Annotated in this window: 26 protein-coding genes; 13 read left to right on the forward strand and 13 right to left on the reverse strand. The window is 72.4% G+C overall.

Annotation, left to right across the window (positions count from 1 at the left end; translation table 11 throughout):
* Positions 1–619, reverse strand: a 619-nt coding sequence (locus ACKUB9_RS03845) for a DUF3772 domain-containing protein (protein WP_410825757.1), incomplete at its 3' end; no start/stop codon positions are given.
* Positions 620–1,279: 660 nt separating this feature from the next.
* Here ACKUB9_RS03845 and ACKUB9_RS03850 point away from each other — a divergent pair.
* Positions 1,280–1,828 (forward strand): HNH endonuclease, encoded by a 549-nt coding sequence (locus ACKUB9_RS03850; RefSeq protein ID WP_407519466.1) that lies wholly within the window; start codon positions 1,280–1,282, stop codon positions 1,826–1,828.
* Between the two features lie 3 nt (positions 1,829–1,831).
* On the opposite strand, the gene ACKUB9_RS03855 is transcribed toward ACKUB9_RS03850, so the two are convergent.
* From ACKUB9_RS03855 to ACKUB9_RS03890, 8 genes are all read right to left on the reverse strand, one after another.
* A complete protein-coding gene (locus tag ACKUB9_RS03855) occupies positions 1,832–2,122 on the reverse strand; it encodes a hypothetical protein (protein ID WP_407519467.1) in 291 nt (96 codons plus the stop codon).
* A gap of 93 nt (positions 2,123–2,215) precedes the next feature.
* Complete coding sequence (locus ACKUB9_RS03860; RefSeq protein ID WP_407519468.1) at positions 2,216–2,983, reverse strand: glucose 1-dehydrogenase; 768 nt, start codon at positions 2,981–2,983, stop codon at positions 2,216–2,218.
* A 62-nt stretch (positions 2,984–3,045) separates the two neighbouring features.
* Positions 3,046–3,948 carry an outer membrane protein gene (locus ACKUB9_RS03865; RefSeq protein ID WP_407519469.1) on the reverse strand — a complete coding sequence of 301 codons (903 nt, stop codon included), beginning with the start codon at positions 3,946–3,948 and terminating at the stop codon, positions 3,046–3,048.
* Positions 3,949–4,133: 185 nt separating this feature from the next.
* Positions 4,134–4,973 (reverse strand): outer membrane protein, encoded by an 840-nt coding sequence (locus ACKUB9_RS03870; protein WP_407519470.1) that lies wholly within the window; start codon positions 4,971–4,973, stop codon positions 4,134–4,136.
* Positions 4,974–5,188: 215 nt separating this feature from the next.
* Entirely contained in the window at positions 5,189–6,058 is an 870-nt protein-coding gene (locus tag ACKUB9_RS03875; RefSeq protein ID WP_407519471.1) for an outer membrane protein, read from the reverse strand.
* Positions 6,059–6,232: 174 nt separating this feature from the next.
* Positions 6,233–7,573, reverse strand: coding sequence for a phosphoglucosamine mutase (gene glmM, locus ACKUB9_RS03880; protein WP_407519528.1), 1,341 nt, complete (start codon positions 7,571–7,573; stop codon positions 6,233–6,235).
* A gap of 205 nt (positions 7,574–7,778) precedes the next feature.
* On the reverse strand, positions 7,779–8,099 hold the full coding sequence (locus ACKUB9_RS03885; protein WP_407519472.1) for a hypothetical protein: 321 nt from the start codon (positions 8,097–8,099) through the stop codon (positions 7,779–7,781).
* Positions 8,100–8,260: 161 nt separating this feature from the next.
* Positions 8,261–8,500 (reverse strand): hypothetical protein, encoded by a 240-nt coding sequence (locus ACKUB9_RS03890; protein WP_407519473.1) that lies wholly within the window; start codon positions 8,498–8,500, stop codon positions 8,261–8,263.
* A gap of 143 nt (positions 8,501–8,643) precedes the next feature.
* On the opposite strand from ACKUB9_RS03890, the gene ACKUB9_RS03895 reads away from it, so the two are divergent.
* Positions 8,644–9,579, forward strand: a complete 936-nt coding sequence (locus ACKUB9_RS03895; RefSeq protein WP_407519474.1) for a sugar kinase — start codon at positions 8,644–8,646, stop codon at positions 9,577–9,579.
* A complete protein-coding gene (gene eda / locus ACKUB9_RS03900; RefSeq protein WP_407519475.1) occupies positions 9,576–10,226 on the forward strand; it encodes a bifunctional 4-hydroxy-2-oxoglutarate aldolase/2-dehydro-3-deoxy-phosphogluconate aldolase in 651 nt (216 codons plus the stop codon). The genes ACKUB9_RS03895 and eda overlap by 4 nt, the downstream gene beginning before the upstream one ends.
* 87 nt (positions 10,227–10,313) lie before the next feature.
* Here the strand turns inward: eda and ACKUB9_RS03905 are convergent, their stop codons facing one another.
* Positions 10,314–11,735 carry an alpha,alpha-trehalose-phosphate synthase (UDP-forming) gene (locus ACKUB9_RS03905; protein WP_407519476.1) on the reverse strand — a complete coding sequence of 474 codons (1,422 nt, stop codon included), beginning with the start codon at positions 11,733–11,735 and terminating at the stop codon, positions 10,314–10,316.
* Between the two features lie 329 nt (positions 11,736–12,064).
* On the opposite strand from ACKUB9_RS03905, the gene ACKUB9_RS03910 reads away from it, so the two are divergent.
* The 6 genes from ACKUB9_RS03910 (at position 12,065) to ACKUB9_RS03935 (ending at position 16,161) form a co-directional block, all read left to right on the forward strand.
* Positions 12,065–12,589 (forward strand): hypothetical protein, encoded by a 525-nt coding sequence (locus ACKUB9_RS03910; protein WP_407519477.1) that lies wholly within the window; start codon positions 12,065–12,067, stop codon positions 12,587–12,589.
* 10 nt (positions 12,590–12,599) lie between these two features.
* Positions 12,600–12,995, forward strand: a complete 396-nt coding sequence (locus ACKUB9_RS03915; RefSeq protein WP_407519478.1) for a phage holin family protein — start codon at positions 12,600–12,602, stop codon at positions 12,993–12,995.
* Complete coding sequence (locus ACKUB9_RS03920) at positions 12,992–13,393, forward strand: DUF3618 domain-containing protein (protein ID WP_407519479.1); 402 nt, start codon at positions 12,992–12,994, stop codon at positions 13,391–13,393. Before ACKUB9_RS03915 ends, ACKUB9_RS03920 begins: the two co-directional genes overlap by 4 nt.
* Positions 13,394–13,449: 56 nt before the next feature.
* Positions 13,450–14,292, forward strand: coding sequence for a hypothetical protein (locus ACKUB9_RS03925; RefSeq protein ID WP_407519480.1), 843 nt, complete (start codon positions 13,450–13,452; stop codon positions 14,290–14,292).
* A 183-nt stretch (positions 14,293–14,475) separates the two neighbouring features.
* A complete protein-coding gene (locus tag ACKUB9_RS03930) occupies positions 14,476–15,570 on the forward strand; it encodes a UV damage endonuclease UvsE (protein WP_407519481.1) in 1,095 nt (364 codons plus the stop codon).
* Between the two features lie 42 nt (positions 15,571–15,612).
* Positions 15,613–16,161: an RBBP9/YdeN family alpha/beta hydrolase gene (locus ACKUB9_RS03935; protein ID WP_407519482.1), complete on the forward strand. Its 549-nt coding sequence runs from the start codon at positions 15,613–15,615 to the stop codon at positions 16,159–16,161.
* Here the strand turns inward: ACKUB9_RS03935 and ACKUB9_RS03940 are convergent, their stop codons facing one another.
* Together ACKUB9_RS03940 and ACKUB9_RS03945 are read right to left on the reverse strand one after the other, a co-directional pair.
* Complete coding sequence (locus tag ACKUB9_RS03940) at positions 16,162–17,676, reverse strand: caspase family protein (protein ID WP_407519483.1); 1,515 nt, start codon at positions 17,674–17,676, stop codon at positions 16,162–16,164.
* 72 nt (positions 17,677–17,748) lie between these two features.
* Positions 17,749–19,674: a sigma-54-dependent Fis family transcriptional regulator gene (locus ACKUB9_RS03945; protein ID WP_407519484.1), complete on the reverse strand. Its 1,926-nt coding sequence runs from the start codon at positions 19,672–19,674 to the stop codon at positions 17,749–17,751.
* A gap of 266 nt (positions 19,675–19,940) precedes the next feature.
* On the opposite strand from ACKUB9_RS03945, the gene adh reads away from it, so the two are divergent.
* The 4 genes from adh to ACKUB9_RS03965 all read left to right on the forward strand — a co-directional run bounded on the left by adh (position 19,941) and on the right by ACKUB9_RS03965 (position 22,572).
* A complete protein-coding gene (adh, locus tag ACKUB9_RS03950) occupies positions 19,941–21,461 on the forward strand; it encodes an aldehyde dehydrogenase (protein ID WP_407519485.1) in 1,521 nt (506 codons plus the stop codon).
* A gap of 102 nt (positions 21,462–21,563) precedes the next feature.
* Positions 21,564–21,929 (forward strand): DUF779 domain-containing protein, encoded by a 366-nt coding sequence (locus ACKUB9_RS03955; RefSeq protein ID WP_407519486.1) that lies wholly within the window; start codon positions 21,564–21,566, stop codon positions 21,927–21,929.
* A gap of 71 nt (positions 21,930–22,000) precedes the next feature.
* Positions 22,001–22,264 carry a type II toxin-antitoxin system ParD family antitoxin gene (locus ACKUB9_RS03960; RefSeq protein ID WP_407519487.1) on the forward strand — a complete coding sequence of 88 codons (264 nt, stop codon included), beginning with the start codon at positions 22,001–22,003 and terminating at the stop codon, positions 22,262–22,264.
* A complete protein-coding gene (locus ACKUB9_RS03965) occupies positions 22,261–22,572 on the forward strand; it encodes a type II toxin-antitoxin system RelE/ParE family toxin (protein WP_407519488.1) in 312 nt (103 codons plus the stop codon). The genes ACKUB9_RS03960 and ACKUB9_RS03965 overlap by 4 nt, the downstream gene beginning before the upstream one ends.
* Before the next feature lie 24 nt (positions 22,573–22,596).
* On the opposite strand, the gene ACKUB9_RS03970 is transcribed toward ACKUB9_RS03965, so the two are convergent.
* Positions 22,597–24,873: a CDC48 family AAA ATPase gene (locus tag ACKUB9_RS03970; RefSeq protein ID WP_407519489.1), complete on the reverse strand. Its 2,277-nt coding sequence runs from the start codon at positions 24,871–24,873 to the stop codon at positions 22,597–22,599.
* Positions 24,874–25,000 lie beyond the last annotated feature (127 nt).

Consider the following 25,000-nt stretch of genomic DNA (forward strand, 5'->3'; position numbering starts at 1 on the left):
GGGTCGGGCTGACGAGCCCGTCGGTGCGCTCGAACAGCGCGCGCGTGAAGGCGGCGCGGCGGCGGTTGCTGATCTGGTCGGAGATCTGCTCGCTCTGCACGAGGAGCGAGCGGGCGAGCCGCATCGTGTCGTCGATCTCGGCGACGCCGCCCTCGCGCTGGGCGCGCTCCTGAGCCACGTCGGGCGCCTCGGCGCCTTCCTTGAGCTTGGGACCGAGCTGGTTCAGGCGCTCCTTGGCGGCCTCCAGCCGGGGCCCCAGGCTGTCGATCACCTGCCGCAGCCGCTCGGCCACCGGATCGATGCCCTCCCGCAGGAGCGCGAGGTCGTCCTTGCTCAGGGAATGGTTGGTCAGCGCCTGCTCGCGCTGGTCGAGATCGGCCTTCTCGGCGTCGAGCTGCGCGCGGATCTGCTTGATCTGCTCGGAGATCGGGGTCGGCGGGGGCTTGGGCGCCTCGGCCTTGGGGGCTTCCGGCTTGGCCGCCGCACTCCCCTGCCCTGCCGCGGCCGGCGCCTCCTTGTCCGCCTCCGGTTTGCCTGCCGGTCCCTGCGCGGACACGAGCCCTGGCGCCAGCACGGCGGCGGTCAGCAGGGCGGCGATCCATCGGCGCAACGGTGTCATCAGGCGTTCCTTCTGTCCCGGCGGGCGCGGCGGCCCGGGCGCATCGTCTCCGCGGTCTGGCCTCACGGCACGGACGAGGCCGGAGAGTTAGCGGCGAAAGGGCGGCGTGTCACACCGCTCGCGGGCGAAAACCGTGCTGAATCAGCGACTCGCGTCCCGGTTGCGCCCCGCACGAGGCACCGCGGCAGGGCCCCTGGCCGCACCGTCCCGCGGCGCCGGCGCGCCGTGCTGCGGCGCAGGCGCCGTGCTGTGGCGCCGGAATGCGGCGAAAGCGCGCCGGGCGCCGGCCGCGCGCCGACCGCCCTCTTCCCGGATCGCCTGTGGGCGCGACACACAGGCCGGACCGGCGTCCTTCACAACCCTGTCATGCTGCTACTAGAATGAGACCGCAATGGACTCGGCACTTCCGGTCTGCTGCGAGCAGGTGGCGTCGATCATCTCGGTCCAGCAGCACAGAGGCCCGGACACCTCCCGGGCACAGGCGATCCGCGGCAACCGCCCCGCTGGCGGCCGTGCCGGCCTTCCGCCGTGTCCCCTCACTCCCCCCGGACGGCTCGGGAGATAGGCGATGGTCTCCATCCCCTGTCTCCGCGAGCGGCGCGCGACCCGACCGGATGCCGGCGGGCCCCGCCACGGCCGGTCAGTAGCCAGGGCAGGATGATGCTGGACCTTCAAACCCTCGTTCTGAACGCCGATTACCGCCCGCTCTCCTACAACCCGCTCTCGCTGTGGTCGTGGAAGGACGCATTCACGGCCCTGTTCCTCGACCGCGTCACCCTGGTGGCGAGCTACGACGTGGAGGCGCGCTCGCCGAGCCGGTCGCTCAAGGTGCCGAGCGTGGTGGCGCTCAAGAGCTACGTGGCGATGGCGCGCAGCCCCGCCTTCACCCGCTACAACATCTACCTGCGCGACACGTTCAGCTGCCAGTATTGCGGCCAGCGGCTGCCGGCGAGCGGCCTCACCTTCGACCACGTGGTGCCGCGCTCGCGGGGCGGCCTGTCGAGCTGGGAGAACGTCGTGGCGGCCTGCAGCCCCTGCAACCTGCGCAAGGCCAACCGCACGCCGGAGGAGGCCGAGATGCCCCTCCTCACCGAGCCGCGCCGGCCGAGCCGCTACGAGCTGCACCGCCGCCAGCCCGAATTCGACCACCGCCAGTACCACCACACCTGGATGGACTACCTGTACTGGGACAGCGAGCTGGAGACCTGAGGCTCACTCCTCGGGGAAGAAGGGCGGCGGGATGTTGTAGATCGGCAGCCGCTCGTTGCGCGGCAGCCAGGCGTGATGGACCTCGCCGTCGGTCTCGCCGTAGGAGACCGGCTGGACGCGCGGCCGGGCGGCGACGCCGTATGCGGCCGGCCGCCTGCGCGAGACCCATGGAGCGGTCGCGCGTGGGTGAGCCGGCGCGTAGCCGTCCCCGGCGGGCCGGTGCATGCCGTCGGCGCGGGTGGGCGCGGTGAGCGCGAGGGTCATGAGACCGGCGGCGAGGGCGAGGCGGACCATGCGGGGAAACACTCCGGAACCGCCCGAGCCTCGCCCGGGCGCGGCCACCGGAGGGTTAACCCCGCCCGCCGATCCGATTCTATGGTTTCCGCCCTACTGCGCGGTGACGCCGCCATCGATGACGAACTCGGCCCCGGTGACGAAGCCCGCCTCGTCCGAGGCGAGATAGGCGGCCATCGCGGCGATCTCCTCCGCCCGCGCGTTGCGCCCGAGCGGCACCGACGCGCGCAGCCGCTCGTGCAGCGCCTCCGGGTCGCGCCCGCCCGCCGCGAGGTCGTGCAGCATGTCGGTCTCGGTGAAGCCCGGATGGATCGAGTTGCAGCGGATGCCGTAGCCCTGGCGCGCGCAGTGCAGCGCCACGGACTTGGTGAGCAGGCGCACCCCGCCCTTCGAGGCGTTGTAGGCCGCGAGGTTGTGCCCGCCGACGATGCCGGAGACCGACGAGAGGTTGATGATGGCGCCGCCGCGCCCGCCCGGCGGCTTCATGGCCCGCACCGCGTGGCGGCAGCCCAGGAAGGTGCCGTCGACGTTGACCGCCTGCACGCGGCGCCACTGCTCCAGGGTGACCGATTCGATCGTCGCCACGACCGCGATGCCGGCGCTGTTGACCACGATGTCGAGGTGGCCGTGGCGGGCGACGACCGCGTCCACCGCCTGCTGCCAGCCGGCATCGTCCGTGACGTCGAGGGGGCTGAACGCGAAGGCCGGGTGCTCGTCGGCGGCCCGCGCCCCGGTCCGCGCGTCGATATCGGCGAGGATGACCGCGGCGGCGCCCTCCTGCGCGAAGCGCCGCGCCGTCGCGAGGCCGATCCCGCGCGCGCCGCCCGTGACGAGGGCGATCCTGCCCGCCAGACGCTGCATCGCCTCTCCCCTCCCCGCTCGCCGCGCGACGATGGGGCGGTTCGGGCCGTGCCGCAAGCGCCTCAGAACTTGACCGCCGCGCCCCCGCGCACGGTGTTGATGTGCGACTTGTGGCCGTCGAAGTCGTCGAACATCACGTACTGGTACTCGCCGCGCAGCAGGATGTTGGCGGTGAGCGCGAATTCGAGGCCCGCGCCGGCCGCGAGGCCGCCGACGATGCGCTCCTTGGTCCGACCGAGGATCACCGGGTCGGCGAGCACGGCGCTCCCGGGATCGGCCTGATCGAACACCTTGTAGCCGGTGTTGCGGACGTAGGCCGGGGAGGCGCTGCCCAGGTTGCTGCGGTAGGTGGTGTGGTCGTACTCGCCGATCTGCACCCCGACCCGGTCGGCGACCTGCGCCCGGCCCACCGCGAAGCCGCCGGTGACGAACGGCATGAAGTTGCCGGCGTCGTAGCCGAAGCGGGCGCGGACCGTGGCGTAGTCCTCGATCTTGGTTGCCGCCGAACCGTTCAGCGCCGCCACCCGGTACATGCCGTCCGAGATGATGTTGCGCGCTATGACATCGGTCGTCCCCCCGGTGAGGCCGAGATAGGTGTAGTCGACCTCGCCGCCGAAGATGAACTCGTCGTACTGGATGTTCAGGCCCGCATAGGCGCCGAAGCTGCCGGTGTCGCGCCGCACGCTCTGCGGCCGCAGCAGCGTCGAGACGTTGAGCGCCGACTCGACCGCGGTCGCCCGCGTGTAGTTCGCGACCATCGGCTGGAAGACGTTGCCGAAACCGAGGCTCGCGCTCGACCAGCCGCCATGTGCGCCAAAATAGGCGCCGTCCCAGTTGCCGGCCGCCGCGACCGGCGCATCGTAGCTGCCGCCGCGCAGGGCCGAGAAGTCGAGATCCGCCGCCTGGACGGGAGTCACACTCCCAAGGCACAGCCCGGCCAGGATACCAAAGGTCGCGATACGCATGTGGGCCGTCCCAGGAGGAAACATCGGCGATGAGGGGAACTGTCGAGTCTCATCATCGCGCGGTAACCTTAAGATACTCTTGCGGCATCGACGGATCGTCGCGCCCAATACGGAAAGGCCCGGAGCGCTGGAGCGCTCCGGGCCTTGCAGGACGAACCGGGTGGAGGGGCGGCGCGGGCCGCGTCTCAGTAGGTCGGCGCGAGGGCCGGGCCGGCGGGCAGACCGCCGAGCGGGCCGCCGAAGGCCCAGCGCAGGCCGATCCGGAACTCGTTGGCGGCGATGTCCTTGATGCGGGTGTTGAACCCGTAGGCATCGAAGCCGGTGCGCGCCTTGCCGACGTCGAGGTAGCGGTAGCTCGCGTCGACGCTGACGCCGGCGCCGATCTCGTAGGAGAGGCCGGCCATCGCCGCCCAGGCGAAGGTCGTCGCGCTGTGGTTGCCGCGGGGATCGAAGCCCTGGGGGCCGATCGCGTAGATGGGCTGCGTGTCGCCGCAGAAGGCGGTGAGGCAGGTGGTGGCGGTCCACGACTGGTAGAAGCGCTTGTGCGCGAAGCCGATGCCGGCGCCGATATAGGGGGTGAGCCCCCACCACGTGCCGAGATCCGCGTAGACGTTGAACAGGCCGGTGACGACGTCGAGCTTGCCGGCCTCCTGGTTGTAGCCCTGCGTGAACAGCGTGCGCGAGCTGAAGTCGCGGAAGCGGCTGCGGCTGCGGGCGTCCACCGTGACATCGGCGCGCAGGAAGGAGTTGAAGCGGTAGCCGACGCCGCCGCCGTAGCCCTGGGTCGAGCTGAGCCGCAGGCCGACGATCGGCGCGCCGGGCGTGCCGGCCAGCGTGTCGTCCTTCGGGTTGCGGAAGTCGCTGGCCGTGAAGTCGCCGCGCAGGTACCAGCTGCCGCCGATGGCGACGGGCTCGGCGGGAGGCGGCGGCGGAGGGGGCGGGAGCAGGTCCGCGGCGAGGGCGGGCGCCGCGAACAGCCCGAGGCCCAGAAGCGCCATCGCGCTGGTTTCACGGAAGCGAGTCATGACACGTCCTCTTCCGCCACTTCGGTACGGCGGCCTGGCGGGCCTTCGGCCCCACGCATCCAGATTGGCAGCGAAAGGTTAGCGGGCGTTTAACCCTAACTCTTGACCACGTTGCGCCTGATGGGCGGGTGCGGCTTGACGAATCCGCACGCGACGAGGGCGGCGCGGAGCTCATCGGCTCCGCACCGCCCTCGCGTGGTCGTCCGGTGAGGCGATCAGTACTTGCGCACCAGCGGCGGCGGCGGGGGCTCGTAGGCGGCGACCGGCGTCACCACCGGTCCGCCGAGCATCCAGCGCATGCCGAGCTTGATGTCGTGCGACTCCAGCTCCTTGGCGCGGTAGATGGTCTTCAGCGAGGGGTTGCAGGTCGGCAGGCAGCCCACCACCCCGGTCTCGGCCTCGCCCATGTTGAGGTAGCGGTAGGCGAGTTCGAGCTTCAGGTTGGGCGTGACCGCGTAGGCGAGACCCGCATGGGCGGCCCAGGCGAAGTTGGTCTTGTCCTTGGAGCCGCCGTAGCCGAAGCCGCCCGAATAGGTGCCCAGGCCCTGGTCGGTCACGCCGCCGAACATGTGGTGCGCGAAGCCGACGCCGGCGCCGACGAACGGCGTCACCCCGTACCAGTTGCCGAGTTCGACGTAGCCGTTCGCCAGGGCGACCACGGACGAGAACTTGCCGGCCGTGAGATTGTAGCCGCCGCGCGTGCCGTAGGAATGATCCTCGGCGACGAAGCGCCATTCCGCCTTCGAGCGGTACTCGCCGGTGAGGTCGAAGCGCAGCCACGGATTGAACTGGTAGCCCACGCCGATGCCGACGAAGACTTGGTCGCCGACCTGATCCTGGATCGCGCTGTACTTGTAGGGAACCGGCGGGGTCGAGACGTCTTCGACCACCGTCTTGCGCAGGTCGAGGATGCCGACGCCGACATCGCCGCGCAGGTACCAGCCGCCGCCGACATCGACCGGCGGCGGGGGCATCGGCATGGGCGGAGGCGGCAGGAGATCGGCGGCGTGAGCGAGGCCCGGCATGCCCACGCTCGCCGCGAGCGTGAGAATGCGCGCCAGCGCGAGTGGCTTGCAGCGGCCCATGACGGATCCTTGCTTGGATGGCCGCTCACCTTGAGATGCGGCCGGACCTGGATGACGTCATGACTATCGAAGGGAGAGGTAAACCCTGGCTTAACGTTAAACTTTATCGTTACCGGCGGGCAGCCCCGGCTGATCGGCCGCACCGGATCCCGGTGCGGCCGCGTCTTGTTCCGATCAGGCGGCGGCCTTGCGCAGCGCCTCCACCACCTCGTCCACGACTTCGGTGACGAGGGTGCGGTCGTCGCCCTCCGCCATCACGCGGATCACCGGCTCGGTGCCGGAGGGGCGGATGACGAGCCGGCCGGCATTGCCCAGGCGCTGGCGCGCCCCCTCGATGGCGGTGACGACGGAATCCTGCCGCAGCGGCTCGCCCGAGGCGTAGCGCACGTTCTTGAGGATCTGCGGCAGCGGATCGAAGCAGTGGCAGACCTCGCTCACCGGGCGCTGCTGGCGCTTGACCACCGCGAGGAGCTGGAGCGCGGCGACCAGGCCGTCGCCGGTGGTGGCGTAGTCGGACATGATGATGTGGCCCGACTGCTCGCCGCCGAGGTTGTAGCCGTGCTCGCGCATGTGCTCCAGCACGTAGCGGTCGCCCACGGCGGTGCGGACCATGCCGAGACCGAGGCCCCCGAGGTAGCGCTCCAGGCCGAGGTTGGACATGATGGTGGCGACGATGCCGGCCTTGGTCAGGCGCTCGTCCTCCTTCCACGAGCGCGCCACCACGGCCATCAGCTGGTCGCCGTCGACGCGCTGGCCCTTCTCGTCCACCACCAGCACCCGGTCGGCGTCGCCGTCGAGGGCGATGCCGATGTCGGCGCGCAGTTCGCGCACCTTGCGCACCAGCGCGTCCGGCGCGGTCGAGCCCACATCCCGGTTGATGTTGAAGCCGTCCGGCTCGGTGCCGATGGCGATCACCTCGGCGCCGAGCTCCCACAGGGTCTCGGGGGCGACCCGGTAGGCGGCGCCGTTGGCGCAGTCCACCACCACCCGCAGGCCGTCGAGGGTGAGGTTGCGCGGCAGCGTGCGCTTGGCAAATTCGATGTAGCGGGCGTGCACGCTCTCGATGCGCTTGGCCCGGCCGAGATCGCCGGACCCCGCGAGGCGCTTCTGCAGGTCGGACTCGAGCAGCCGCTCGATCTCGTGCTCGACCTCGTCGCGCAGCTTGAACCCGTCCGGCCCAAAGAGCTTGATGCCGTTATCCTCGTAGGGGTTGTGCGAGGCCGAGATCATCACCCCGATATCCGCCCGCATGGATCGGGTCAGCATGGCGACGGCCGGGGTCGGCATCGGCCCGAGGAGCAGCACGTCCATGCCCACCGAGGTGAAGCCCGCGACGAGCGCGGTCTCGATCATGTAGCCCGACAGGCGCGTGTCCTTGCCGATCACCACCCGGTGGCGGTGGTCGCCGCGCTGGAAGACGAGGCCGGCGGCCTGTCCCACCTTGAGGGCGAGTTCCGGAGTGATGACGCCGTTCGCCCGGCCCCGGATGCCGTCGGTTCCGAAGTACCTGCGCACCATCCTCTCCCTCGTCGTCTCGTTGCGGACCGCCCCCGGCGGGTTCCGATCGTGGGGCGCAAGCACCATGCCCGGCCCGAATGAACAGCTTATGCGCGCGATCGCCCCGAATCGAGGCGGTTGCGTTCAGCCCCGGATCACGGCCGTCCCGGCACTGCCGGGCCGTCTCGGCGCAGCCGGATCTGTCTCGGCGCAGCCGAGACCGTCATGGCTTGGTCTCGGGCGCCCAGTTCACCTCCACCACCGTGAGCCCCTCCTGGCGGTTGAAGCGCAGGGCCGCCTCGCGCAGGGTGCGGAGCGCCGCCGCATCCCCGGCGCGCGGGCACTGGACGGGATCATGGGCGCGCTTCTCGGTGTCCAGCCGCCGGCCGAACGCCTCGCCCAGGCTCACCATCGCGTCGACGCTGGAGAAGGGCGTCGAGAGGTAGACGATTCCGGCCGGACCGCGGGCGAGGCAGTAGCGCCAGTCGGCCGCGGCCGGCGTGGCCGCGCCGAGGGCGAGGAGGGCGGCGAGACAGTATCGCATCGGGGGATCCCTGCGCGCCGCGGGCGGCGCTCGGCGGGTCCCCATTCGGCCTGCCAATGCGGCGCCAGGATGGCGCAGGCCAGGATGGCGCAGGCCAGGATGGCGCAGGCCAGGATGGCGCAGGCCAGGATGGCGCAGGCCAGGATGGCGGCGCGCCCGCCTCAGGGACGCTCGTCGGCGACGGGCTCGGCCTCCTCGATGCGCAGCGTCCAGACGAGATCCCCGGCCTCGTCCACGAGCCACGCGAGGTTGGCCTCGTCGGAAAAAAGCTCGTCGGCGCGGCCGAGCGCGATGGCCGAGGCCTGCCGCACCGTGGCGGCCTCGATCGGCACGTTGCGGAGCGGGCGGGCCACCATGCCGTGCCGATCGCGCGCCGCGACCCGAAGTCGAAACTGGGACATCTCGCTCACGCCTTCCGCCGGCCCCTGCCGGCAGCCCCTCAGGTTCATCCCATCGCGCGGGCCGGCGCAAGGGGCCGACGGGGCCGTTGACACCGCGGCCGGCGCGCTTACGGCTGGGCAGCGATCAACCGGGAGGGGCTTGCATGAGGGTCGCCTGCGTCGGCGAGTGCATGGTCGAGCTGAGCGAGCGCCCGGACGGGATGCTGAGCCGCGGCTTCGGCGGCGACACGCTCAACACCGCCCTCTACCTCGCCCGTCTCGGCGTCGCGGTCGACTACGTCACGGCGCTGGGCGACGATCCCTGGAGCGACGAGATGGCGGAGGCCTGGGCCCGCGAGGGCATCGGCCTGTCGCAGGTGCGCCGCCTGCCCGGCCGCATGCCGGGCCTCTACATCATCCGCACCGACGCGGCGGGCGAGCGCAGCTTCCACTACTGGCGCGACAGCGCGGCGGCCCGCGACCTCTTCGCCGGCCCGGGCGGGGCGGCGACGCGGGCGGCGCTGGAGGGCTACGACGTCGTCTACCTCTCCGGCATCAGCCTGTCGCTCTACGGGGAGGCGGGCCGCGCGGCGCTGGCCGAGACGCTCGGGCGCCTGCGCGCCCGCGGCGGGCGGGTCGCCTTCGACACCAACTACCGCCCGCGCGGCTGGCCGGACCGCGAGGCGGCGCGCACCGTCTTCCGGGCCGCGATGGCGCAGGCCGACCTGATCTTCGCTTCCGTGGAGGATCTCGACTGGCTCTACGGCGAGGCGGGCGAGGGGGAGGTGCTGCGCCACCGCGGCCGGGCCGAGATCGTGCTCAAGGACTCGAGCGCCCGGGCGCCCGTCGCGCGGGTGCTGGCGGGCGAGGCGGAGACGCGCGTGCCGGCCGAGCCCGTCGAACGGGTGGTCGACACCACGGCGGCCGGCGACAGCTTCGCGGCGGGCTACCTCGCGGCGCGCCTCGCGGGGCTCGATCCGGCCCCCGCGGCGGCGGCGGCCCACCGCCTCGCCGGGGCGGTGATCGGCCATCGCGGCGCCGTCATCCCGCCGGACGCGATGCCCGCCCTCCCCTTCCAGCCTCCCGGAGTCCCCGCATGACGAGCCCCGCCGACACCCGCCGCACGCGCCTCGACGCGCTGCTGGCCGCCTCCCCGGTGATCCCGGTCATCACCGTGCCGGAGCTCGCCCACGCGGTGCCGCTTGCCCGCGCGCTGGTGGCGGGCGGCATCCGCACCCTGGAGATCACCCTGCGCACCCCCGTGGCGCGCGACGCCGCGCGGGCGATCATCGCGGAGGTGCCGGAGGCGGTGGTGGGCATCGGCACGGTGCTGACGCCCGACGACCTGCAGGCCGCGCACGACCTCGGGGCGCGCTTCGCGCTCAGCCCCGGCGCGACGCCGGACCTGCTGCGGGCGGCGGCACAGAGCGACATGGTGTTCATGCCCGGCATCGCCACGCCCTCCGAGCTGATGCAGGTGCTGGCGGCGGGGTTCGGCGTCGCGAAGTTCTTCCCCGCGGTGCCGGCCGGCGGCATGGCGGCCCTCAAGGCCCTCGCCGGCCCCTTCCCGCAGGCCCGGTTCTGCCCGACCGGCGGCATCGGCGAGCAGGACGCCAAGGCGTGGCTGGCGCTGCCGAACGTGGTGGCGGTGGGCGGCTCCTGGCTCGCCCCCGAGGCCGAGATCCGCGAGGGCCGCTTCGATGCCATCACCGAGCGGGCGCGCCGCACGCTGAGTGCCATCCGCTGAGGGGGTCACGCTCGGCGGCGACGCGGGGACGGGATGGGCGGGACGGCTTCCGGCCGCTCCGCCGCGCGGGCCTCGCCTGAGCCGAGCCTACTGCGCGGCTTCCGCCGCGGTCGGGGGCTCGCGCTCGACAGTGCGGAAGGTTTCGAGATCGGAGAGATAGGTGCGCGCCCACCAGTCCACGTCCTCGCGCGCCATGCGCTCGTACATCGGCTTCCAGCGCTCCAGGCGCTCGGCCTTGGGCATGTAGAGCGCGGCGCGGATCGCCTCGGCCACCTCGAATCGGTCGTAGGGGTTGACGAGCAGCGCCTCCGGCAGCTGGCGGGCGGCGCCCGCGAACTTCGACAGGACGAGGACGCCCGGGTCGTCCTCGCTCTGCGCCGCCACGTACTCCTTGGCGACGAGGTTCATGCCGTCGCGCATCGGCGTGACGAGGCCGACCCGGGCCGCCCGATAGAGGCCCGCCAGCACCGCGCGGGGATAGGCCTTGGTGACGTACTGGATCGGCGTCCAGGACGGCTCGCCGAGGGAGCCGTTGATGTTGCCGAGCACCTCGTTCACGTCGCGGCTGAGCTGCTCGTATTCCGGCACCTCGGTGCGGGATTTCGGGGCGATCTGCAGGAAGACGACGTTGCCGCGCTGGTCGGGGTTGGAGGCGAAGAAGCGCTCCACCGCCTCCATGCGCTCGGGCACGCCTTTGGAGTAGTCGAGCCGGTCGACGCCGATCAGGAGCTTGCGGGTGCGCAGGCCAGCCACCGTGTCGCGGACCGTGCGGTTCATGCCCGCCCGGTCGGCGGCCTGCCGGAAGCCCTCGACGTCGATGCCGATCGGGAAGCTGCGGATGCGGGTGCGCCGCCCGTCCACCATCAGCGAGCCGCCGCCGAGCGGGATCGCCCGCAGCTCGTCGACGAGGTTGCGCGACAGGTTGTGGACGTCGCTCTCGCTTTGGAGGCCGATGAGGTCGTAGTCGGCGACCGCCCGCAGCAGCTCGGTCGAGGCCGGCAGCGTGTTGAACACCTCGCCCGACGGCCAGGGGATGTGGTGGAAGTAGCCGATCGGGTTCGCGACCCCGAGCCCCCGCAGTTCCGAGGCGAGCGGGATCAGGTGGTAATCGTGCACCCAGATCAGGTCGCCGGGCTCGATCAGGCTCGCCAGGGCCTGGGCGAAGATGCGGTTGACCCGCTGGTAACCGGCGTAGTCGGCGCGCGAATAGGCGGCGAGGCCGAGCCGGTAATGCATGATCGGCCACAGCGCCCGGTTGGCGAACCCGCTGTAGTACTCGCGGTGATCCTGGGGCGAGAGGTCCATCACCGCGTAGCGCACCCGGCCGCGGTCGGCGATCGTGGGCGTGCCCGAGGGCGCTTCCGTGATCTTCCCGCTCCAGCCGAACCACAACCCGCGATAGGCGTTGAAGGCCTCCTTCAGCGCGACCGCGAGGCCGCCCGCCGCGACCGCCTTGGATCCCGCTTCCGGGATGGCGACGCGGTTCGAGACGATGATCAGGCGTGACACGGCTCTCAACCACTCCCGAGAACGGGGCTGGGCTTTGCGCCCTTCGCGCCCGGCACCAGCGTAGAACGCGCGGCAAGCAAGCGCGATCCGCAGGCGCGGGTCAACCCTCGCGAAGCGCATCGGTTGCAGTTCGCGGAGCGGCGGCGCTGCCAAACTCCACAGCTTTCGCGGGGCGCCTCGGGCGGGGGCGGCAACGGCCGTGCACGCGCCGCCGGAACGCCGTGCACGCACGGCCGGAACTCTGTGTCGTGGCTGCGGTTACCCGCACAATCGCTGCCGTCCGGCCCTCCGGGCGGCCAGCGCGGATGATCATTCAAGGAGTCCTGGTGATGAGCGCGGGTTTCGAGAACGGGCGGCACCGGACCGAGGACGCTGGCGCCTCCGCGGGCCGGCCCGCAGACTGGTCGGAGCTGGGGCAGGACGTCCGCCAGATCGGCGACGTCGCGCTGGAGCGCGGCTACGGCCTCGTCGAGGCGGCGCGCGAGCAGGTCAACGGCTATGTCGGCCGGCGCAAGGACGATGCGGCGCAGTCGGTCGCGGATTTCGCCAAGGCGCTGCGCGATTCGGGCAACGGGCTGGAGCACCAGCCGAACGTGAAGGCCTTTTTCGACAGCGCGGCGGAGGGCCTCGACCAGCTCGCCGGGTCGATCCGCGAGCGCAGCTTCGAGGAATTCTACGCCGACATCGAGGCCGTGGCCCGGCGCCGGCCGGCGGCGGTGGCGGTGGCCACCTTCGTGACCGGCTTCCTGGCGGCGCGGTTCATCAAGTCCTCGGCCCATCCGTCCCATGCCGTCCCGCGGCGCGACGCGCCGCTGGGCGAGCGTCGGCCGGGCGGCACCCGCTACCCTGCCTGAGGAGGCTGCCATGGCTGATCCTTCCAACGGCAGCATCCAGGGGCTGCTCGCCGAGGCGTTGCGGGAGACCACGGACCTCGCCCGCAAGGAGATCGCGCTCTTCCGCACCGAGATGTCGAACAACCTGCGGACGCTGTTTCTCGGGCTCGGCATGATGGTGGGCGCGGCGGTGTTCGCGGTGGTGGCGCTCCTCGTGCTGGTCGATGCCCTGGTGAAGTGGGTGGCGACGCTCGTGGGTTCGGAGGCGCTGGCCGCGCTGATCGTCGGCGGCGTCTTCCTGCTCGTGGCGGTCGGCCTCGCGCTCGCCGGCCGCAGCGCGATGTCGGCCTCCACCCTGGCGCCGACGCGCACCACGCGCCAGGTGCGCCAGGACGCGCGGGTTCTGTCGGAAAGGGTTTCGGGATGACCCAGTCGATCTCCGACCTCGAACAGGACATCGAGCAGACCCGCGCGCGGCTCGACCAGACCATCGACCGCATCCAGGACCGGCTGACGCCCGCCAGCATCCTCGACGAGATGCTGGGCACGGTGCGCCAGTCGCCGATGAACGGCCTCTACGACGGCGCGCTGGCGGCCGTGCGGCGCAACCCGGTGCCGGTCATGCTGATCGCCGCGGGCGTCGGCTGGCTGCTCCACCGGGTGTCCGAGGATGCACGCCGCCGCCGGCACGTGGAGGAGACCGCGCGTAGCGCCGCCGCGGTGCCGGCGCGCAACGACGGCGCCGCCCGGATCTACGATCCCGACCGCGCCAGCGACCGCCCGAGCCCGAACGGGATCGCGCGGCCGGAAGCCGCTCAGATCTGACGGGGAGCGGGCTGCCCCGCCCCCGGGCGGCCCCTGATCATCGAGGAAGCAGCATCATGGCCGATCACACCATCAAACCCGCCACCCCAGACGCCCCCTCGGCGCATGTCCCGGGCACGGGTCCGGAGCGCAACCTGCATCAGGATCACGGCACCGCCCGCGAGACGCTCGAAGCGGCGAAGACCATCGCCTCGCAGAGCGCCAGCGACGCCAGCGAGGACGCCAAGGCCACGGCCTCCGGCTTCGCCGCCAAGGCCAGCGAGACGATCGGGCAGACCGCCGAGCAGCTGCGCCGAACTGCCGACGAGACCGCCGACCGGCTCAAGCGCACCGCCACCGACGCGATCTCGCAGGCCCACGAACGGGCGAGCGAGACCTCGCGGACCTTCCAGAACCGCGGCTCCGAGACCATCGACCGGGCGCGGGACTGGGCGAACGACGCGGTGGAGACCGGGGCGCGCCGCTACGCGGATCTGCGCGACCGCGGCGGGCATCACCTCTCGCGCGGGCAGAGCGCGGTGGAGCGCTTCGTCGGCGAGAACCCGGTGCTCGTCGGCGTGGTGGGCCTCGCCGCCGGCATGCTGATCGGCGCGCTGCTGCCGCGCACCCGCCGCGAGGATCAGGCGGTGGGCGCCTGGGCGGACGACCTGCGCGACCAAGGCATGCGCTACGCCCGCGACGCGACGGAGCGCGGGCGCCAGTTCGTCGAGACCGCGCTCGACCAGGCGCAGGACGCCGCGAGCGCGGCCGCCAACGCCGCCGCCGAGGAGCTGAAGCAGCCGCGCGAGGGCCAGGCGCCCGGGCCAGCGTCCGGCCAGGGAGGCCAGGCGCCCGGCCAGACCTCCGGACAGGCCCCCGGCCAGACCTCGCGCCCGGGCGGCACCATCCAGACGCATTGAGCCGCGCCGGCACGGCCTCCCTCGGCGGCCGCCGGTTCGGCGGCGCGCACGAGGGAGGAGCCGGTGCCGACCACCCCGGGTCAGCCCGACCGGTTTCGAGCCCGCCCCGCGTCACCGGCGGGGCGGGCTCGTTCCGTTCCGGGCGCGGCCGAACCCCGAGGCCCGTCCCGGCGTTGTCGGCCCATGCTCTCCGCCCTCCCCTCCGCAAGCCCCCGCGCCACGCCCCGCCTCGGCTTCTGCTGCAAGTTCATCCCGGACGAGGCGCCCGACGCGCACAAGACCCTGAAGGCGGCCCGGGATGCGGCGCTGGCGATGAACGTCACCAGCGTGACCATCGCCTATCTGCGCCGACTCGACCCGGGTGCAGCTCGCGAAAAACTCGCCGCGGTCGTGACCCACAACCTCACGGCCCTGCGGCGCCAGATCGAGTGGGTGGCCGGGCGTCCGCCCCTGGAGCGGCTGCTGCGCCTCGCGAGCTCGATCCTGCCCGGCTACACCCACCCGGAGGTGCGCGACTTCTACGCCGAGCCGGACCTGCGCCGCGCCATCGAGGCGGGGCTCGCCGGGGTCGGCGAGGCGGCGCGGGCGGGCGGCGTGCGGCTCAGCATGCATCCGGGGCCGTTCTGCATCCTGGCGAGCCGCAACCCGGCCGCCCTTGCCAACGGCATCGCCGAGCTCGACTACCACGCCGAGGTGATGGCGATGATGGGCTACGGCTCCGGCTGGCACCCGGACGGCGCCCACGTGAACATCCATGTCGGCGCCCGCGATCCGGGGGTGCCGGCCTTCCGCGAGACGCTGCCGCGGGTGAGCGAGGCGGCGCGCAACCTCGTCACGGTGGAGAACGACGAGAGCTCGTTCGGCCTCGACGACGTGCTGCAGCTCGGCGACCGCGTGCCGGTGGTCCTCGACCTGCACCACCACTGGATCCACAGCCGGGGCCAGTACTTGGAGCCCGACGATCCGCGCATCGCCCGGATCGTCGCGTCCTGGCGCGGCGTGCGCCCGGTGAGCCACATCAGCGTGTCGCGCGAAGACTTCCTGCCCGGCCACGACCCCGACCGGCTGCCGGACTTCGCGGCGCTCCTCGCATCGGGCCTGAAGGGACGCGACCTTGCGGCCCATTCCGACCTGATGTGGAACCGGGCGATCAACGACCTCGTCGGACGCCACCTCGCCTGGAGCGACTTCGAGATCGAGGCGAAGCACAAGAACCTCGCCTCGGTGGCCCTCGCCCGGCACATCGCCGGCCCCGCCGCGGTGCTCGCCGCCGAGTAGCCCGTATCGACGCCCTGCCCCGCCCGCGCTACGCTCCGGGCGATGCGAACCGCCGATTGCGACATCCTCCTCGTGCCGGGCTACGGCAATTCCGGGCCCGACCACTGGCAGAGCCGCTGGCAGGAGCGGCTCTCCACCGCCCGGCGCGTCGCCATGCCCGACTGGGACCACCCGGAGCCCGAGCCGTGGCGGAATGCGGTCATCGCAGCGGTGCAGGCGGCGGCGCGGCCGGTGATCCTCGTCGCCCACAGCCTGGGCGTCGTCTCGGCCGTGCAGGCCGCCCCCTACCTGCCGCCGGGCGCGGTGCACGGTGCATTTCTCGTCGCGCTGCCGGATGTCGAGCGGCCGGACCAGCCGGGCCTCCTGCGCGCCTTCGCGCCGATCCCCCACGATCGCCTGCCCTTCCCGGCCGTGCTGGTGGCGAGCCGCAGCGACTCCTACACGGCCTACGCCCGCGCCGAGGCCTTCGCGGCGGCCTGGGGCGCGGAGTTGGTCGATGCAGGCGAATCCGGCCACCTCAACAGCGAGAGCGGGCACGGCCCGTGGCCGGAAGGGCTGATGCGCTTCGCCGGCTTCCTGCGGCCGCTCTGATCAGCGCCGAAACACCTTCACGGGCGAGACCGAGCCGTCGCGGTAGATGATCTGGGCCGAGGCCGAGCGCGTGCCGGCCGGCACCTTGAGGTAGGGCAGCATGGTGCTGGGGATCGAGAACGGGTTTGCCTCGTCGCAGGGCGGCAGGGGTACGGTGCGGTCCGGGTCCGGCCGGTCGAGGCCGATGCGCAGCTCGCGGATGGCGCAGCGGTAGGAGACCAGCGCCGTGTAGTAGAGCAGCACCCCGTTGAAGTCCCGAAACGACAGCCAGCTGCCCGACACCATCTCGATGGTGCGGCGCTGGTCGCGCAGCAGCGCCTCGCGCGGGTCGAAGGCGATCGGGAACGGGCCGACCACGACGCCCGCCGCATCGACGTAGCGCAGGTGCAGGGTTCCGGGCTTGGCATCGGCGTCGAGCGGGATCGAGGGGCTCGGCATCCGCCGGCCCGTGCGCTGGTCGATGACGTCGAGGAGGCCGGTGTCCTGGAAGGCGCCCGTCTCGCCCAGGCGCCACGCGAGCGCGACGGCCGGCTCGGGCAGCGACACCGTGGCGTGCCAGCCCGCATTGCTGCGCGAAAAACTGACCAGCGGCGCGTTGACGGGAGCGTTGCCGCCGGGCGCGGCCGGCCCCGGGGCCACGGGCTCGCGCACGGGCGGCAGCGCCGCGACCTGCGGAGGCCGGGACGGGACGGCCGGCGGGGGGCCAAGGCCCAGAGCCGCCTCGGCCGCCGGCTTCACGCTGCCGTCCCCGACGAAAAAGAAGTCGTCGCCGGGCAGCGAGCCGTACACGAACGGTTCCTGGCGCCGCCCGGTGGCGGCGAGCACGTCGTCGCGCACGAGGCGGAAGACCTTGTTGATCTCCAGCCCCGGCATCGCCATGCGGCGGGTCAGCGCCTGCACGAAGGGGCTGTTCTCGCCCTCGCCGTCGAGGGCGGTCTGGCCGTGCTTGGCCGCGAAGGCGACCAGGGTGCCGCCCTCCGGCTCGATGCGGGCGAGGCCGCGCCCGACCGAGCGGGTCGGGCTGGTGCGGCGCATCGCGTCGAGGAAGGGGTTGTCCCGGCAGGCATCCAGGACGACCAGGCGCAGCTTGCGGGCCGGTTCGAGGGCCTGGAGCACGCGGTCGAGGGGCACCGCCTCGTCCGCGATGTCGCGGTCGCTGCGCAGGCGCGCATCCACCGGCACGAGGTAGTTGGCGCCGCCCACCTCGACGCCGTGGCCGGCGAAGTAGACGAGCGCCCAGTCGGCCCGCTCGGCGGCCTCCGAGAAGGCGTTGAGCGCCGCGATCAGGTCGGCCCTGCCGGCGTCGCGCACCATCGTGACGGTGCGAAAGCCGGCTCCGCGCAGGGCCTCCGCCACCCGGGCGGCATCCCGGGCCGGGTTGGCGAGGCGCGGCGCCGCCGCGTAGGTGGCGTTGCCGATCACCAGCGCGACCCGGGTCTCCGCCCGCGCCATGCCGCCTACCGCGACGAGCATCAGCGCCAATAGGGCGATCCGCGCGAGTTGCCGGCCCATCATCCCGCCTCCCCGGTCAGGCTTGCGGGCGAGGTGTACGACGCGCGGCCGGGCCGGAAAAGCCCCGTGGGGGCCTCACGAGAGGCAGCGCCGGTAGAGCGTGCTGCGGCTGATGCCGAGCCGGCGCGCGGCCTCCGAGACGTTGCCGCCGGACGCGTCGAGCGCAGCCCGCATCGCTTCGCGCGCGATGCCGTCGAGCCGGCCGGTGGGCGGCGGTGCCGCCGCAGGGGTGGCCGCCGCAGGCGCGACCGCCGGAGCGGCCGCGCGGGGGATCTTGCGCGCCACACCCTCGGGCAGCGCGTCGAGGTCCACGGTCTCGCATGGATCGGCGAGGGCGAGGAGCGCGCGCAGCGTGCCGACGAGCTGGCGGAAATTGCCGGGCCAGTCCGCGGCGGCGAGCGCCGCCTCGCAGGCCGGCGCGAGCGCGATCCCGCGCGCCGCGCCGCCGAGCTGCGCCCAGAGGGCGCGCACCACGGCCTCACGGTCCCCGCGCTCTCGCAGCGGCGGCAGCGCCACCCGGTAGGGCGCGATGCGGTAGTAGAGGTCGGCCCGGAAGGCGCCCTCCTGTACGAGACGGGCGAGGTCGCGGTGCGTGGCGCAGATCAGGGCGAAGTCCACCGGCACCAGGCGCCCGCCGCCCACCGGCTGCACCTCGCGCTCCTGCAGCACCCGCAGCAGGCGCGATTGCAGGCCGAGCGGCATGTCGCCGATCTCGTCGAGGAACAGGAGCCCGCCGTCGGCCTGCCGCAGGAGGCCGCGGGCGCCGTGCCGGGCCGCCCCCGTGAAGGCGCCGGGCTCGTAGCCGAACAGTTCGGCCTCGATCAGGCTCTCGGGCAGGGCCGCGCAGTTCACCGCCACGAAGGGCGCCCCCGCGCGGGCGCAGCGGGCGTGGGCCGCGCGCGAAAACACCTCCTTGCCGGTGCCGGTCTCGCCCTCGACCACCACTGGGATGCCCGCATCGACGAGCCGCACCGCGCGGGCGAGCAGGCGCTCGGTGGCGGCGTCGAGCACGGGGGCGTCCGGCGCGGCCGGGATTGCGGCGGGCCGCGCGGCGGCGCGGCGGGTGCCGGACGGAGAGGTCCGGCCGGCCTCCTCGTGGAGCCGCGCGTGCAGGGAGCGGCCCTCGCCGTCGCGCAGCCGGATCGCGCCGGGCTGGCGGCGGTCCACCTCAGGAAACAGCCGCGCGAAGTCCGTGCGGTCGAGGGCGTCCCAGTCGAGGCCAAGCAGGCCCAGGGCGGCGCGGTTGGCGCCGACGAGGCGCCCCCCCTCGAAGACCAGCACGCCCTCGCGCGGCGTGCCGAGCAGCGCCGGATCGGCGTGGAGCCGCAGCACCTCGCGGCCGGGGCCGACCGCCTCGAACAGCCGATGCTCGATGGCGTCGACCGCCAGCCGGATCATGCCGAGGGCGTGGGTCTGCAGCCTCGCGGCCGGGCCCGAGAGATCGAGGGCGCCGAGCGTCTCGCCGCGCAGGCCCAGGATCGGCATGGCCGCACAGCTCAGGATCCGGTGCGGCTCGAAATAATGCTCGGGCCCCCGCACCTCCACCGCGCGGCGCTCGATCAGCGCCGTGCCGATGGCGTTGGTGCCGGTCGCGGCCTCGTTCCAGGGCACGCCGGGGCGCAGCGCCACCTGGGCGGCCTTGCCGGCGAAGGCGGGATTGCCGAGGGTGTCGAGGACGAGCCCGTCCGCATCGGTGAGGATGACGAGGCTGCCGGTGGCCTGCGCGTCGGCGTGGAGCGCCTCGATCTCGGGGCGGCAGCGGCGGCGCAGGGCGTCGTTGCGCTCCCAGGCCTCGCGCAATTCCCGCTGGCTCAGGGGCTCGACCCGCGGCCTTGCGCCGAAATCCAGGCCGAGATCGGCGCAGCGCTGCCAGGAGCGCAGGATCGGCGCCGGCACCGCCTCCATGCCCTGGGCCGAGACGCCTTCCGCCGAGAGCGATTGCGCGAAGACGCGCTGGCGCGCGGCGAGCAGCGTCCGGGGCGTCGCCACGTGGCTGTGCATGCCCGGCCTCCCGTCTGTCGCATGATGCGACACCTGTCGCAGATGTCGCAGGATCAGTCGAGGGGAAACCGCCGTGCCACGGCGAAACCTTGGTCGAAGACTGCCGAGCGTCGCAATTCCTTCATCCCAGAACGACGTTTCTTCAATCCCTTACCGCATCGCACCATCGGATGACCGAGGCCTGGACCGTGTCCTGGCACGGCCGCTGCTGATGAAAGGGTGGCTCGCCGGAACCAAGCCTTGGCGAGATCTCTGGGAGGGATGCGATGAACAAGCCTGAATTCCTGCGCGGCAGCACGACCTCGCCGTTCTCGGCCCGCTACGACAACTTCATCGGCGGCCGCTGGGAGGCGCCCGTCGCCGGCCGCTACTTCGAGAACACCTCGCCGCTCACCGGCCGGGTCATCTGCGAGGTCGCCCGCTCCGACGCCCAGGACGTCGAGAAGGCGCTGGATGCCGCGCACGCCGCCAAGGAGGCCTGGGGCCGCACCGCCCCCGCCGAGCGCGCCCGCCTCCTCAACCGCATTGCCGACCGCATGGAGGAGAACCTCGACCTCCTGGCGCTGGCCGAGACCTGGGACAACGGCAAGCCGATCCGCGAGACCACGCACGCGGACATCCCGCTCGCCATCGACCATTTCCGCTACTTCGCCGGCTGCATCCGCGCCCAGGAAGGCTCCATCGCCGAGATCGACCACGACACGGTGGCCTATCACTTCCACGAGCCGCTCGGCGTCGTGGGCCAGATCATCCCGTGGAACTTCCCGATCTTGATGGCGGTCTGGAAGCTGGCGCCCGCGCTCGCGGCCGGCAACTGCGTGGTGCTGAAGCCGGCCGAGCAGACCCCGGCCTCCGTGCTGCTGCTCGCCGAGCTCGTCGGCGACCTGCTGCCGCCGGGCGTGCTCAACATCGTCAACGGCTTCGGCCTGGAGGCCGGCAAGCCGCTCGCCGCCTCGCCCCGCATCGCCAAGATCGCCTTCACGGGCGAGACCACGACGGGGCGGCTGATCATGCAGTATGCCAGCCAGAACCTGATCCCGGTCACGCTCGAACTCGGCGGCAAGTCGCCCAACATCTTCTTCCGGGACGTGATGGCCGAAGACGACGCCTTCCTCGACAAGGCGCTGGAGGGCTTCACGATGTTCGCCCTCAACCAGGGCGAGGTCTGCACCTGCCCCAGCCGCGCGCTGGTGCACGAGTCGATCTACGACCGCTTCATGGAGAAGGCGGTGGCGCGCGTGCAGGCGATCAAGCAGGGCTCGCCGCTGGAGGCCAGCACGATGATCGGCGCGCAGGCGTCGAGCGAGCAGCTGGACAAGATCCTGTCCTACATCGACATCGGCCGGCAGGAGGGCGCCGAGGTGCTGACGGGCGGCGAGCGCCACGTGCTCGACGGCGAGTTCGCGGGCGGCTTCTACGTCAAGCCGACGGTCTTCCGCGGCCACAACCGCATGCGGATCTTCCAGGAAGAGATCTTCGGGCCGGTCCTGTCGGTGACGACGTTCAGGGACGACGAGGAGGCGCTCGCGATCGCCAACGACACGCTCTACGGCCTCGGCGCCGGCGTGTGGAGCCGCGACGGGACGCGCGCCTACCGGTTCGGCCGCGCCATCCAGGCCGGGCGGGTGTGGACCAACTGCTACCACGCCTACCCGGCCCACGCGGCCTTCGGCGGCTACAAGCAGTCGGGCATCGGGCGCGAGACCCACAAGATGATGCTCGACCACTACCAGCAGACCAAGAACCTGCTGGTCAGCTACTCGCCCAAGGCGCTGGGCTTCTTCTGACCCGATCGCCCGCCCGCCGGCCTCCCAGGACCGGCGGGCGGCGCGAGCGCACCCGGCCCCACGGCCGCGGCGGTGCCGTCGTCTCCTCCCCGGAGTGCCCCGATGTCCGACCTGCCCCCGCGCGTGCTCGCTACCGAAGCGTCCCTCGCGCTCATCGACACCCTGCGGGCCGCGCACGGCCCGATCCTGTTCCATCAATCCGGCGGCTGCTGCGACGGCTCCTCGCCGATGTGCTATCCGGTCGGCGAGTTCCTGATCGGCGACAGCGACATCCATCTCGGCCGGATCGGCGGCGCGGACTTCTACATCAGCCGCTCGCAGTTCGAATACTGGAAGCACACCCAGCTGATCATCGACGTGGTGCCCGGCCGGGGCGGCATGTTCTCGCTGGAGAACGGCCGCGACGTGCGCTTCCATGTCCGCTCGCGGCTATTTACGGACGAGGAGAGCCGGGCGTTGAATGGGTGAAGCGGGACGGCACTCGAAGGCCGTTGATAACAGTTATCGGATCAGGTCATACTGGGATCGGAGGACGGACCATGCCCAGCAGCGCCGATCTCGGCCATCGTCTTGAAAGCTACGTGAAGAGCCTCGTTCGCACGGGCCGGTACGGGTCGCGCAGCGAGGTGCTGCGCGAAGGTGTCCGGCTGGTCGAGGAGCGCGAGAAGAAGCTCGCTGCCCTGGATGCCGCTCTCGCCCGCGGCCTCGCCGATGCTGAGGCGGGCCGCGTCAAGCCGGCCGCCGAGGTGGGCGCACGACTGATCGCCAAGTACGAGCGTTTCGCCGACGATCGCGATGCATGATCGTCGTCCTCACCGCCGAGGCCGAGGCCGACCTTGAGAGCATCGGCGACTACATCGCGCGCGGTGATCCGCGCCGTGCAGCGAGCTTCGTCGCCGAGCTGATCGAGCGATGCGAGCGGCTGGCACAGACGCCGAAAGGTTTCCCGCTCGTGCCGGGCTACGAGAATACCGGCATCCGTCGCCGCCCATACCGGGAATACCTGATCTTCTATCGTGTCGGCGTCGGTCGCATCGACGTTCTTCATGTCCTCAATGGCGCGCAGGATTACACGTCGATCCTGTTTCCGGCCTCGCCCCCGGACGCGTAGCGCACCGGAGGCGGGCCGGGCCGCCTACGGCACCGCCGGCCGGCTCGGCACGAAGCCGATCGGCTGGCGCTGCGGACCCTCCTGCTTGAGGGTGCGCAGCATCGTCTCGTAATCCTGCTCCATCTCGGGGGTCACCGAGGGCCGGGTCTCCTGGAAGGCGGCGTCGAAATGCGCCTGCGTGACCTCCCGGGCCTCCAGGTCGGCGCGCAGCGCCATCAGGCCGGCGCGGCGGGTGAGGTCTTCGAGGTCGGCGCCCGTGAAGCGCACCGTGCGCCCCGCCAGATCGTCGAGGTCGACGTCGGGGCCGAGCGGCATGTCGCGGGTGTGGATGCCCAGGATGTGGCGGCGCCCGGCGGCGTTGGGCACCGGCACGTAGACGAGTTCGTCGAAGCGCCCCGGGCGCAGCAGCGCCGGGTCGACGAGGTTCGGCCGGTTGGTGGCCGCGATCACCACCACGCCCTGCAGCTCTTCGAGCCCGTCCATCTCGGCCAGGATGGTGTTGACCACGCGCTCCGTCACGGCGGGTTCGCCGAGCCCGCCGCCGCGCACGGGCGCCAGCGAGTCGATCTCGTCGATGAAGATCACGGTCGGGGCGACCTGGCGGGCGCGGGCGAACAGGCGCGAGACCTGCTGCTCGGACTCGCCGTACCATTTCGAGAGCAGGTCGGAGGATTTCGTGGCCACGAAGTTCGCCTGCGCCTCGCGCGCCACCGCCTTGGCGAGCAGCGTCTTGCCGGTGCCGGGCGGGCCGAACAGCAGGAAGCCCTTGGCCGGGCGGATGCCGATGCGCCGAAAGGCCTCCGGGTTGCGGAGCGGGAGTTCGACGCCCTCGCGCAGCTTGGTCTGCACGTCGCCGAGGCCGCCCACGTCGTCCCAGCCGACATTGGGCACTTGGATCATGATCTCGCGCAGGGCCGAGGGCTGCACGCGCTTCAGCGCGTTGACGAAATCCTCGCGGCAGACCTGCAGGGTCTCCAGCACCTCGGGCGGGATGCCCTCCTTGAGGTTGATCCGCGGCAGCACCCGGCGGAGCGCGTCCATCGCCGCCTCGCGGGCGAGCGCCGAGAGGTCGGCGCCGACGAAGCCGTAGGTGGTGCGCGCGATCTCGTCGAGGTCGACATTGTCGCCGAGCGGCATGCCGCGGGTGTGGATGGTCAGCACCTCGCGCCGCCCCGGCTCGTCGGGCACGCCGATGACGATCTCGCGGTCGAAGCGGCCGGGCCGGCGCAGGGCCTCGTCGATGGCGTCGCGCCGGTTGGTGGCGCCGATCACCACGATGTTCTGGCGCGGCTCCAGCCCGTCCATCAGGGTGAGGAGCTGGGCCACGATGCGCCGCTCCACCTCGCCGCGGGCCTCCTCGCGCTTGGGCGCGATGGAGTCGATCTCGTCGATGAACACGATGGCGGGGGCGTTGCGCTGCGCCTCCGAGAAGATCTGGCGCAGGCGCTGCTCGGATTCGCCGTACTGGCTGCCCATGATCTCGGGGCCGGCGATGTGGAAGAACTGCGCCTCGGTCTCGTTGGCGACCGCGCGGGCGAGCAGCGTCTTGCCGGTGCCGGGCGGCCCGTAGAGCAGCACGCCCTTGGGCGGATCGATGCCGAGGCGCTGGAAGAGCTCGGGGTGGCGCAGCGGCAGCTCCACCATCTCGCGCACCTGATCGACGGTGGAGCCGAGACCGCCGATGTCGTCGTAGGTGACGTCGGCGCGCCGGACCTCCTTGGGCTCTTCGTAGAGCGGGCGCAGCTCGACCTCGGTCTCGGCGGTGATCTGCACGATGCCGCGGGCGGGCTGGGTCGAGACCACGACGAGGCGGATCTCCTGCAGGCCGTAGGCCGGCAGGTTGAACATCGAGCGCAGCTCCTCCGGCACCTGATCGCGCCCGGTGCGCGACTGCACGGAGGTGGAGATCACGTCGCCCGCGACGAGGGGACGGCGGAAGAAGGTCCGGCGCAGCGCCTCGCCCGAGCCCTGCAGGCGCAGGTTCTTCTGGGCCGGCGCCAGGACGACGCGCTGGGCCGGGCGCACCTCGGCGCGCTTGATCTCGACGTAGTCGCCCGAGCCGACGCCCGCGTTGACGCGCTGGAGGCCGTCGAGGCGGATGATGCTCAGGCCCTCGTCCTCCGCCCCGAGCGCGATGGCGAGCGCCGTGGTGTGGCGCTTGCCGACGATCTCGATCGCCTCGCCCTCCTGGATCCTCAGCGTGTGGAGGAGGGCCGCCCCGATCCGGGCGACGCCGCGCCCGACATCCTGCGCCCGCGCGTTCGCCACCTGGGCCCTCACGCCGCCCGCTTCATCCGCCATGTCACTGCTCCGCTGGTCCCCGGCGGATCGCCGCGCCGCGCATCCGGCACAGCCGTGTCCGGCCGGGCGCATCGGCGCCCCGCTCGCCCGGAGAACGTCCGCTGGCCCGTTTCGTTGCCGCGGCGGC

This window comes from Methylobacterium oryzisoli (assembly GCF_046557895.1).
Classification (GTDB): domain Bacteria; phylum Pseudomonadota; class Alphaproteobacteria; order Rhizobiales; family Beijerinckiaceae; genus Methylobacterium; species Methylobacterium oryzisoli.